This window comes from bacterium, from assembly GCA_020440705.1.
Classification (GTDB): domain Bacteria; phylum Krumholzibacteriota; class Krumholzibacteriia; order LZORAL124-64-63; family LZORAL124-64-63; genus JAGRNP01.
The window spans coordinates 1-11,048 of record JAGRNP010000128.1 but is presented as its reverse complement, the minus strand read 5'-3'; the positions used below and the strand labels follow the sequence as shown (position 1 = coordinate 11,048).

At 72.1% G+C, this 11,048-nt stretch carries 12 protein-coding genes; 10 read left to right on the top strand and 2 right to left on the bottom strand.

What is annotated here, in order from left to right; genetic code table 11:
• The 8 genes from KDM41_15190 to KDM41_15155 form a co-directional block, all read left to right on the top strand.
• The coding region (locus KDM41_15190; GenBank protein ID MCB1184772.1) for a hypothetical protein at positions 1-403 on the top strand (403 nt) is incomplete at its 5' end.
• The gene (locus tag KDM41_15185) at positions 400-828 is read left to right on the top strand and encodes a VOC family protein (protein MCB1184771.1); all 429 of its coding nucleotides are present in this window, start codon (positions 400-402) and stop codon (positions 826-828) included. The genes KDM41_15190 and KDM41_15185, both read left to right, overlap by 4 nt.
• Before the next feature lie 55 nt (positions 829-883).
• Positions 884-1,285, top strand: coding sequence for a HEAT repeat domain-containing protein (locus KDM41_15180; GenBank protein MCB1184770.1), 402 nt, complete (start codon positions 884-886; stop codon positions 1,283-1,285).
• Positions 1,286-1,320: 35 nt separating this feature from the next.
• On the top strand, positions 1,321-2,223 hold the full coding sequence (locus tag KDM41_15175; GenBank protein MCB1184769.1) for a VOC family protein: 903 nt from the start codon (positions 1,321-1,323) through the stop codon (positions 2,221-2,223).
• Between the two features lies 1 nt (position 2,224).
• A complete protein-coding gene (locus KDM41_15170) occupies positions 2,225-3,061 on the top strand; it encodes a methyltransferase domain-containing protein (protein MCB1184768.1) in 837 nt (278 codons plus the stop codon).
• On the top strand, positions 3,048-3,512 hold the full coding sequence (locus KDM41_15165) for a cupin domain-containing protein (protein MCB1184767.1): 465 nt from the start codon (positions 3,048-3,050) through the stop codon (positions 3,510-3,512). The genes KDM41_15170 and KDM41_15165 overlap by 14 nt, the downstream gene beginning before the upstream one ends.
• On the top strand, positions 3,512-4,213 hold the full coding sequence (locus tag KDM41_15160; GenBank protein ID MCB1184766.1) for an SGNH/GDSL hydrolase family protein: 702 nt from the start codon (positions 3,512-3,514) through the stop codon (positions 4,211-4,213). The genes KDM41_15165 and KDM41_15160 overlap by 1 nt, the downstream gene beginning before the upstream one ends.
• 69 nt (positions 4,214-4,282) lie before the next feature.
• The gene (locus KDM41_15155) at positions 4,283-6,349 is read left to right on the top strand and encodes a GAF domain-containing protein (protein MCB1184765.1); all 2,067 of its coding nucleotides are present in this window, start codon (positions 4,283-4,285) and stop codon (positions 6,347-6,349) included.
• Positions 6,350-6,387: 38 nt separating this feature from the next.
• On the opposite strand, the gene KDM41_15150 is transcribed toward KDM41_15155, so the two are convergent.
• The gene (locus KDM41_15150) at positions 6,388-6,591 is read right to left on the bottom strand and encodes a hypothetical protein (protein MCB1184764.1); all 204 of its coding nucleotides are present in this window, start codon (positions 6,589-6,591) and stop codon (positions 6,388-6,390) included.
• Positions 6,592-6,600: 9 nt separating this feature from the next.
• The gene (locus tag KDM41_15145) at positions 6,601-7,866 is read right to left on the bottom strand and encodes a 6-bladed beta-propeller (GenBank protein MCB1184763.1); all 1,266 of its coding nucleotides are present in this window, start codon (positions 7,864-7,866) and stop codon (positions 6,601-6,603) included.
• Positions 7,867-8,145: 279 nt separating this feature from the next.
• On the opposite strand from KDM41_15145, the gene tadA reads away from it, so the two are divergent.
• Complete coding sequence (tadA, locus tag KDM41_15140; protein ID MCB1184762.1) at positions 8,146-10,047, top strand: Flp pilus assembly complex ATPase component TadA; 1,902 nt, start codon at positions 8,146-8,148, stop codon at positions 10,045-10,047.
• Positions 10,047-10,901 (top strand): HDOD domain-containing protein, encoded by an 855-nt coding sequence (locus tag KDM41_15135; protein MCB1184761.1) that lies wholly within the window; start codon positions 10,047-10,049, stop codon positions 10,899-10,901. Before tadA ends, KDM41_15135 begins: the two co-directional genes overlap by 1 nt.
• Positions 10,902-11,048 lie beyond the last annotated feature (147 nt).

The following is an 11,048-nucleotide window of genomic DNA, read 5'->3' as shown; positions in this document are numbered from 1 at the left end:
CGCGCGGTCGGCCTTGGGGGCGCCGGGGGCGTCCGGCCTGGTCCTGACCGCCGAGGTGGGGCCGCTGGTGCTCGCGCCGGGCGACACTTTGCGCACGGTCCTTCAGGTGACGAATCCGGGCGGCGACCCGCTCGCCGTGCGGTTTGCGAGCGGCTGCCTGTACGGCTTCGCCCTGCGCGACGCCGCCGGCGCAGTGGTCGCGCCCGAATCTCCCATGTGCACCATGAACGCCCCGGTGATCACCTTCGCGGCCGGCGAGTCGGTCGTCAGCGGAGAAGTCTGGGTGTGGGACGGCGCGCAGCCGCCGCCGGGCGAGTACGACTTGACCTGCGGGCTCGGGCCGCGGGGCGAGCGCGAGCACACGACGCCGGTGCGGATCCGCCTGGTCGGGAGCCGGCCATGAGCGCGGGGTTGCCCGCGGGGCTCGGGGCGGCCCTGGCCGGAGCGCACCTGCGGGTGGCCCGGCCCACCGACCGCATGGCCGAAGTCGTGGCGTTCTATCGCGACGGCCTGGGCTTCACGGTGCTGGGCGAGTTCAGTGACCACGAGGGTTTCGACGGCGTGATGCTGGGGCATCCGGGGGCGGGGTATCACCTCGAGTTCACCGCCTGCCGGGGCCACGTGGCCGGGCGGGCGCCCACCGCCGACAACCTGCTGGTGCTGTACCTGCCCGACGCCGGGGTCTGGGCCGAGGCCCTGGCCCACATGGCGGCGCAGGGATACGATCCGGTGCCGTCGTTCAATCCCTACTGGGACCGGGAGGGGCGCACCTTCGAGGATCCGGACGGCTACCGGGTGGTGCTGCAGCACGGGATGTGGGGCCGCTGACGGCGCCGGGTCCGAATTCGTGTATACTGGGTCGGACGCAACGGGGAGGCCGGTCATGAACCGAAACGTGCGGCGATACGCCTGGCGGGCGCTCCTGCTGGGGCTGGTGCTGGTGGTGGGCGGTGCGGCCGCGACGAGTCTCGTCATCGGCCGCCAGGTGCGGGGCGCGGTGGCGGCGGCCCAGAGCTGGGAGCCGGGCGATCCGGTCGAGGCCCTGCTCGCCGTCGCGACCTCGCCGGACTACGCCGTGGCCGAGCGCAATCGGGCCGTCTGGGCCCTGGGCCAATTGGGCGACAGCCGCGCGGTGGCGCCGCTGGCGACCCTGTTGCCGCACACCAACTGCGAGCACGGCCAGGACGTGTGCCGCCGCAAGCTCGAGCAGGCCATCGAACTGTGCGAGGGGGCGCCCAACGTCGGCGCCGTCCTCTGGCGCCACGGCCGTCTGGCCACCCGCTAGGCCGGGTCGGCGCCCGCGCATCCGAAAGGTGTCCCTTGATCCGATCCCTGATCCCGCGCCTGGGGCTCGTGGTCCTCGGCGCCCTGTTGCCGTCCGGCGGCGCAACGGCGTCGGAACTGCCCGTGGCGGGACTCGACCACGTCGTCGTCGTCGTGGCCGACCTCGAGGCGGCGGCCGCGCGCTACCGGGCCCTGGGCTTCGCCCTGAAGCCCGGACGGCACCACGCCAACGGCATCCGCAACCTGCACGCGAAGTTTCCCGACGGCACCGAGATCGAACTGCTCACGGTCGACGAGCCCGGCGACGATCTGGCGCGCTCCTATCGCCGGCATCTGGCGGAGGGCGATGGCCCGGCCTACGCCGGCTTCTACGGACCGGACCTCGAGGTGACCGCGGGGCACCTGACCTCGGTCGACTGGCCGCTGCGGCGGGCGGGCGGCCTGCTCACCATCGACGATCCCGCGCTGGGCCACGTCTTCTTCGGACGGCGCAACGCGTCGCCCACCGATCGACCCGAGCACTTCGCCCACGCCAACGGCGCGTCCGGCCTGCAGGCCGTGTGGTGGGCGGCGGACGACCCGAGCAGCGACCGCCTGCTCGACGATCTGGGCGCGCGGCCGGTCCCGGTGGCGTGGACGTCGCCGTCGGGAGCCGCCTGCCGGGCGGCCCGCCTGCCGTCGGGCGAGGTGCGCCTGCTGCCGCCGGCCGAGCGGGTGCGGCCCGACCGGCCCATCTGCGGACTCACGGTGGCGGTCGCCGATCTGGACGCGGTGCTGGCGGCCCTGCAGGGAGTGGTCCCGGTGGAGCAGGTGCGCGTGGAGGGCGACGGGCGCGCGGTGCTCGTGGCGCCCGACGCCGCGTGCGGCCTGTGGCTCGAATTCCGGGCCGTCGGGGGCCCGGGCCGGCCCGACCGGCCGGAAACGGCGGGAGGGCGCTGAGATGCATCACGGCGATCTGACCGGAACGGCCTGGGAGCCGGCTCTCTACGAGGCTTTCGCGGACCACCGCCTGCGGCCCGGACTGGACCTGATGCTTCGCCTGCCCGCATCGGCGCCGCGCCGCATCGTCGACCTCGGCTGCGGCACCGGGCGCCTGACGGCCCTGCTGGCGGCGCGGTTCCCGGCGGCGGCGGTCGTCGGCATCGACCATGCGCCGGACATGCTGGCGGTGGCCCGGGAAGCGGGCGCGGCCGGGGCACGGGTGGAATGGCGCGAGGCCTACCTGCGCACCTGGGAGCCGGAGGGTCCCTGCGATCTCGTCTTCAGCAACGCGGCCCTGCATTGGCTGCCCGATCACGCCGGCCTGTGGCCGCGCCTGATCGCGGCGCTCGCGCCCGGCGGAACCCTCGCGGTGCAGATGCCGCTGAGCTGGTCGCTGCCGTCGCACCGTCTCATGCGCGAGACCCTCGCCCTGGGCGGCCCCGGCGGTCAGGGCATCGGTCCGGATCCCCTGCGCGCCGCCCTGGCCCGTCCGCCGGTGGCGGATCCGGCGTTCTACCACGATCTGCTGGCGCCGCACTTCGCCGCGGTCGACGTGTGGTCGACCGAGTACCTGCAGGTGCTCACCGGCGCCGATCCGGTGCTGGAGTGGGTGCGGGCGACCGGCCTGCGACCGGTCGTCGAGAGCCTGGCACCCACCGACCGCGACACCTTCCTGGCCGTCTACCGGGAGCGCCTGCGCGAGGCCTATCCGCGGCGTCCGGACGGCACCACCCTCTATCCGTTCCGCCGCCTGTTCATGGTGGCTGCGGGCAAGGAGTCCCATGCGCCCCGGTGAACTGATCGACCACCCCGAAGGCGGACGCTTCCGGGAGGTGCATCGCTCGGCCCAGGTGGTGACCGCCGCCGACGGGCGCGAGCGGCCGGCGCTGACCCACATCTACTTCGCCCTGGCGCGGGGCGAGCGCAGCCTGCTGCACCGCGTGGCCGGCGACGAGGTGTGGAATCTCTATCGTGGCGACGGCGTGGTCCTGCACCTCTGGGACGGCGAGGGCGAAACGCAGCGCGTCGAACTCTCGGAGCCGGCCGGGGCGTGGTGCCACGTGGTGCCGGCCGGGTGGTGGCAGGCGGCCGAGCCCCTGGGCGGCGACGTGCTGGTGGGCTGCTCGGTGGGACCCGGCTTCGAGTTCGCCGACTTCGTCCTGCTCACGAACGACCGGCCCGAGGCCGCCGTGGTGCGCGCCCTGTGGCCCGGTCTGGTGCCCTTCATCGCGGCGGGTGCGCCGTGATGCTCACGCGGCTGGCCGGATTCGCCCTGGCGCCGGTGCTGCTCGTGCAGGGCCGGCGGGTGCGGCGCGACACGCCGGTGCTGCCCGAGCCGCCGGGTCCGCGGGAAGGCCAGGCGGGTGCGGGGCGGCCGCTGCGGCTCCTGATCCTGGGCGATTCGGCGGCCGCCGGCGTGGGCGCGGCCCATCAGGACGAGGCCCTCGCCGGCCGGCTCGTGGCCGCCCTGGCCGGGGACTTCGCCCTGGAGTGGCGCCTGATCGCGCGCACCGGCGCCACCACCGCCGGCACCCTGCGGCGCCTCGACGGCGAGCCCGTCGGGCGGTGGGACGTGGTGGTCACCTCCCTCGGCGTGAACGACGTCGTGGGCCGCATCGGGCGCGAGGCCTGGCTCGAACGGCAGCGCGTTCTGGTGGCGCGGATCCGTGAGCTCTGCCGGGCGCAGCTGGTGGTGCTGTCGGGCCTGCCGCCGATGCACGGGTTTCCCGCCCTGCCGCAACCCCTCCGCTGGTACCTGGGGCGGCGGGCCCGGGAGTTCGACGCCGGGCTGGCCGACTGGGCCCGGCTCGAGTCGGGCGTGATCCACGTGCCCGCCGACCTGCCCGATCCGCGCGGCCTGATGGCGCCGGACGGCTTCCATCCCGGCCCGCCGGGGTACGCCCTGTGGGCCGAACGGGTGGCCCGGGCCATTCAAGTCCACGTCTGACCGGCCGATACCCGGGAGGTCTGCTCGCCCTGGACGCCCGGTTCTCCGGCCGTGGAAAGGCGCCGAGCCATGCCGACGAACTTCCCCGACATCACCGCGATCGGCAGCGATGTGCTGGCGGCCCTGCCCGTCCTGGTGGACATCCAGGACCGCGAGCACCGCATCCAGTGGGCGAACCGCGCCTACTGCGCGGCGGTGGGACTGGACCTGGCGGACATCGTGGGGAGGCGTTGCTACGAAGTGCGCGGCCTGAGCGAGGAGTGCCGCGGTTGCCCGGTGGCCGAGACCCTGCGGACCGGCGCACCCGGCCGGGCGGAGCTGCTGCCGGAGAACCAGCCGGCCTGGCCGTTCCCCCAGGCGGGCTGGGTGAGCCGCTCGCAGGCCCTGCGGGACGAGTCCGGCGCCATCGTCGGCGCGATCGAGATCGTCGAGGACATCACCGCACACGTTCTCGCGGTGCAGCGGCAGGACCGCAGCCGCGATGCCCTGCTGCGCCTCTTCAACCGCAGCGCGACCCTCGACGCCAAGCAGATGCTGCGGGCCATTCTCGACGAGGCCGAGGACCTGACCGGCTCGACCATCGGCTTCTACCACTTCGTGGAGGAGGACCAGGTCACCCTCTCGCTGCAGATGTGGTCGACGAACACGGCGAAGACGTGCACGGCGCCGGGGGCCGGCACGCGGTACCCCATCGCCCACGCCGGGGTGTGGGTCGACTGCGTGCGCGCGGGCCGGCCCGTGGTCCACAACGACTACGCGAGCCTGCCCCACAAGAAGGGGCTGCCCGAAGGCCACGCGCCGGTGCTGCGCGAACTGGTGGTGCCGGTGGTGCGGGCGGGCAAGCTCGTGGCCATCCTCGGCGTCGGCAACAAACCGGATCCGTACGACGACCGCGACGTGGCCTGCGTGAGCCAGCTGGCCGACCTGGCCTGGGAGGCGGTGGGCCGCAAGAACGCCGAAGAGCGCCACCGCGAACTGCAGGCCAAGTTCGACCACGCCCAGAAGATGGAGTCGGTGGGGCGGCTGGCCGGCGGCGTCGCCCACGACTTCAACAACATGCTCAGTGTGATCCTGGGCCAGGTCGAACTGGCGCTGGGCGATCTGGATCCGGCCGATCCCCTGCACGCCGGACTGGGCGAGGTGCGTCGGGCGGCCCAGCGTTCGGCCGACCTGACGCGGCAGCTGCTGGGCTTCGCGCGGCAGCAGCCGATGCAGCCGCGGGTGCTCGACCTCAACGAGACCGTGGGCGACATGCTGAAGATGCTGCGCCGCCTGATCGGCGAGCACATCGCCCTGCGGTGGGAACCGCACCGGGAACCGATGCCGGTCCTGGCCGACCCGACCCAGGTGGACCAGGTGCTGGCGAACCTGTGCGTGAACGCCCGCGACGCCATCGGCGACGGCGGCACGGTGACCATCGCGACCGGCTGCGTCGAGTTCGGCGCCGACGTGGTGGACGAGTATCCCCACTTCCAGCCCGGCCGCTACGTCGTGCTGACGGTGGCCGACGACGGCTGCGGCGTGGACGAGGCGACCCGGGCCAAGATCTTCGAGCCCTTCTTCACGACCAAGGGACTCGGCCAGGGCACGGGCCTCGGACTCTCGACGGTGTATGGCATCGTGCGCCAGAACGGGGGCTTCGCCGACGTCGACAGCGTGCCGGGCGAGGGCGCGACCTTCCGGATCTACCTGCCGCGCCACGAAGCCGCCGCCCGCCCGGAGATCGGCGCGGACGCCGGGCCCGGACCGGCCCGCGGCGGGGGCGAGATGGTGCTGCTGGTGGAGGACGAGGAGATGATCCTCAACTTCGAGACGAGTCTGCTGACCCGGCTGGGCTACCGCGTGCTGAGCGCCCTGACGCCTCTCGCCGCGCTCGAGCTGGCGCGCCGCCACCGCGACGAGATCGCCCTGCTGGTGACCGACGTGATCATGCCCGAACTGAACGGGCCGGAACTGGCGACCCGGGTCGAGGAGCTCGTGCCCGGTATCCGGACCCTCTTCCTGTCGGGCTATACGGCGGACAACTTCGCGTCCGACGAGGCGGAGATCGCCTTCCTGCAGAAACCCTTCCAGGCCGATGAATTCGCCGCGCGGGTGCGCGAGCTGCTGCCGGGTCGCCGGGGCCCGCGGCCCTAGCAGGCTGTTGAAAAACTCATTCTGGTGCCCGGTGCCGGTCAGCCCCGTTCGCCGGTGCGCGCGGCGCGGATCTCGGCGTCGCGCTGGTGGCGGGCGTGGCGATCGTGCGGAGCCCTGTCCGGATCGTCCCACAGGACCATGCCCCAGCCGGCGCCCTTCGTGGTCGAGACCACGATCGAGACGATGGTGAGCACCGCCGCGACGGCCAGGGCCAGCAGCACGAAGAACAGGCCGACGGACATGATCGCCTCCTAGCGGCCCGCGGCCACGACGGGCGCGAACTCGAAGGCCACCACGGTGACGGGCTCGGCCTCGGTCGCTGCCGCGTCCTCCTCGCCGCCGCCGAAGCGGGCCATCAGGGCATTGAAGAGGTCGGTCACCACGTAGGCGCGGTCGCCGGCGAAGAAGAGGCCGTCCTCGACGGCGTCGGCGTCGGCCACGAGGGTGACCGTCTGCACGAAGCGCCCCACCTGGTCGTACACGTCGAAGCTGGTGAAGACGCCGTCCGGCGCGCGGTAGCGCCCGCCGGCGTTCTGCACCCAGAGCGTGCCGTCGTTGCGGAAGAAGATCTGGTTCACGGTCTGGTGGGTGTCGCTCACCTTGAAGGTGCTGCCCCGGTTCCAGCGGGTGAACGACTCGTACATGGCCTGGAAGCGCGCCTTCTCCTCGCCGGTGCGGGCCACGGGGGCGAAGCCGGGGCGCTCGATGATGCGGTCGAGGCTGCCGTCGGCGTTCCAGACGTGGATGCGGTAGGCGTCGAAGTCGAGGGCGGCGGCCACGCGGCCGTCGGGCGCCACGGCCCAGCGCCGCTGGAAGTCGGTGTAGGTCTTCTCGTCGAACTGGTAGTTGCCGAAGGAGACCTCGGCGCGGTTCTCCGCGAAGCCGGCCGTCTCGTTCCCGGCCATGTCGTAGCTCTTCAGGTAGGTGAACTGCAGGTTGGTCTCGCCCTCGCGGGTCCAGGCCGTGCCCGACAGCAGCACGTTGTCGCCGTGGCGGGCGCCGCGCGTCACCGACTGCCAGCCGCCGCCGTCGCGGAAGGGCAGCTTGAAGGTGGTGCCGGGATCGCCCTGCGGCGTGAGCATGACGATCTTGCCCGGCCAGGCCTGCACGACGCCGATCTCGCCGTTGGGGGCCCAGAACATGTCGGCGCCGTTCTGGAACTCGCCCGGGCCCTCGCCCTGGCGGCCGATGGTGTCGACGAGTTCGCCGGCCGGGTCGAAGACGTGGATCTCGGAGAGCTGGCCGTCGAGCAGGTAGATGTTGCCGGCGTCGTCGTGGAGGAACTCGGCGATGGTGCCGAAGAAGATCTCGTCCTCGTCACCGCCCCGCCGCCAGAGCTGGCGCATCTCCTGGCGGGCGCTGCCGTAGGCCGGGGACTCGGGGTTGGTGACGACGGTGGCGCCGTCGGCGGTGGCGGTGCTGCCCTGCCACTCGGCGTGGGCGGCCGGGGCCGCCAGGGTCAGGGCCGCGGCCAGGAACAGAACGCTGAGCAGGGGTGTGCGATCGCGCAGGGGCATGGGAACCTCGCCTCGGTCTGGAGTGCGATGGGCGATGACCGCCAGGAGACCCGGGGGGAGGTCGAAAGCGGAGTCGATTACTGCGGTAACAAGGATAACGCAGAAACGCCGCGGCCGCTTCCCGCCAGGCAGAGGGGGCGATCCGGACGCGGGCGGCGGGCGCAGGGTCGTCACCGTCGCGGGAAGGCTTTGTCGCCCTTGACTTTGTGAAATCCTGCTCAATGCGTGTCAGGAAAACCCGATGATTCCTGTACGGGGAGCCACTAGGCCCCCTCGCGCATGGGCCATGAGGAGGGAGCACGCGTGGCAACGGAAACCCCCACTGCGGTCGCGGCGGCGACCGAGATCGCCGATCTGCTCGTCCGGGACGGGTCGATCTCCCAGGAGAACGTGGAGTACGCCCTGCGGGTCCGGGAGAAGCTCCAGACCCCGCGGCCGCTCATCGCGATCCTCAAGGAACTGGGGCTCGTTGCGGACGACCAGATCCGCAAGGTGCTCCGGGCGAACCGGCTGAACGTGCGTCTGGGCACGCTGCTGCTCGAACTGGAGCTGATCAGCGTGCCCGACCTGCAGGCGGCCGTCGCCATCCAGCAGGACGGCAGCGGCAAACGGCTGGGCGAGATCCTCGTCGAGAACCACTTCGTGGACGAGGAGAAGGTGCTGCCGGTGCTGGCGGCCCAGCTCGGCTACCCGTACCTGGACGACGACAGCCTGCCCCGCGAGCCGAAGCTGCTGCGCCGGGTGAAGCCGGCGTGGCTGCGCAGCCACGAGTGCTTCCCGGTGCCGGGCGACAACGGCACCGTGCTGCTGGCCTGCCGCAACCCCCTGGAGGCCGCGCCCCAGCGGGAGGCCGAGACCATCTTCGGCAGCCCGGTCGTCATCGGCCTGGCCCGCGGCCGCGTCATCGAGGCGGCCATCGCCATGACCGAGCAGGGCCAGGAGCGGCGCCCGCGGGTCGACACCGAGAACGCGGTCGTCGCCAAGGTGAACGAACTGCTGAGCACCGCGATCCGCGAGGGCGCCTCGGACATCCACATCGAGCCCATGAAGAACCGCGTGCGGGTGCGCTTCCGCGAGGACGGCGTGCTCGTGCAGCAGGCCGACATCCCCTTCGACATGGCCCGGGCGATCATCAGCCGCATCAAGATCATGGCCGGCGCCGACATCGCCGAACGGCGGCGCCACCAGGACGGCCGGCTCATGTACGACTTCGAAGGGGCCAAGCTCGACCTGCGGGTCTCGTTCTACACGACGATCCACGGCGAGAAGATCGTGCTCCGCGTGCTCAACAACATGTCGAACCTGCTCGACATCAACGAGCTCGGCATGTCGCCGCGCATGGTGCAGCGTCTGCGCGAGGACGTGCTCGACGTGCCCAGCGGCGTGGTCCTCGTCACCGGCCCGACCGGCAGCGGCAAGACCACGACCCTCTACGGCGCCATCAACTACCTCAACGACAACAAGACGAGCATCATCACGGCCGAGGATCCGGTGGAGTACGTCATTCCGGGCATCAGCCAGTGCTCCATCAACGCGAAGATCGGCACCACCTACGAGGAGACCCTGCGCCACATCGTGCGGCAGGACCCGGACGTGATCGTCATCGGCGAGATCCGGGACCGCTTCTCGGCCGACACCGCGATCCAGGCGGCGCTCACGGGCCACAAGGTGCTGACGACCTTCCACACCGAGGACTCCATCGGCGGCCTGCTGCGGCTGCTGCACATGGACATCGAGGCCTTCCTCATCTCGTCGACGGTGGTCAGCGTCGTGGCCCAGCGTCTCGTGCGCCGCGTGTGCCCCCACTGCGCCGAGGAACACGAACTGACCTCGGACGAGATCCGGCGGCTGGGCTTCCTGCCGCGGGAGGTGCCGAAGCTCGTCTTCGCGCGCGGCATCGGCTGCCAGGAATGCCGGTATCTGGGCTACAAGGGGCGCATCGCCGTCTTCGAGCTGCTCGTGCTGAACGAGGACGTGAAGGAGGCGCTCATCAACCGCCAGACGAGCTTCGAGATCCGGCGGATCAGCACCGAGACCACCGGCCTGGTGACGCTGCTCGAGGACGGCATCACCAAGGCCGCCGCGGGGCTCACCTCGTTCGAGGAGATCATCCGGACGCTGCCGCGCCTGTCGAAGCCGCGGCCCATGTCCGAATTGCAGCGCATGCAAGGAGTGAAGTGATGAGTGCCGGAAAGTCCCTGCTCCAACGCGTCGAGGACCGCATCGCCGCCGGCGACGTCGCCCTGCCCACGCCGAACCAGCTCGCGGCCCGCCTGCAGGGGATCACCCGCGACCCCGACTTCGACCTGCAGGAGGTGGTCGCGCTGGTGTCGCAGGACGCGGTGCTCACGGCCGAGATCCTGCGCGTGGCCAACAGCTCGTTCTACGGCGGGCTCACCGAGATCCGCACCGTCCGCGACGCCGCCGTGCGCCTCGGCGCCCCGGAGCTCGTGCGGCTGACCGTGCTGGCCACCCAGAAGGGCGACTACACGGTGGCGTCGTCGGTGCTGAAGCCCTTCGTGGGACCATTGTGGGACCACGCCGCGGCCGTGGCCCTCGGCGCGGGGTGGCTGGCGAAGCGTCTCGGGTTCAGCGACCTGCAGAACGAGGCCTTCGTGGCGGGCCTGCTGCACGACATCGGGGGGCTGGTGCTCGTGAAGGCCCTCGACGAGATCGCGAAGGACGCCGAGGAACCCCTGCGGATCTCCGAGTCCCTGTTCCAGGAGATCTACCTCGCGGCCCACGCGAAGGAAGGGTACGCCCTGGTCGAGAGCTGGGACCTGCCGGACGTCTACGCCGAGGTGGTGCGCGATCACCACGCGGAGGATCTGGCCGATCGCGGGACCCTGGTGAACCTCGTCGCCCTGGCGGACAAGGTCGCCCGCCGGCTCGCCATCGGCATCGAGTCGGACCCGTCGCTGGTGCCGGCGGCCGCGGAGGAGGCCCACACCCTCGGCGCCTCGGACATCATGCTGGCCGAGCTGGCGATCCTGCTCGAGGACGTGGCCCAGGGGCGCCGGGTGCCCGCCGTCTGACCGGGGCCCCTGCCCGGCGCGCGTGCGGGAACGGCGCCGCGTCTCAGTCCGCGCCGCCCTCCAGACGGCGCTTCAGCACCGCCACATCGTAGCCGGCCTTGGCCGCCGCCTCGGCGATGAGGGTGCGCGCATCGCCCAGGGCGGTGG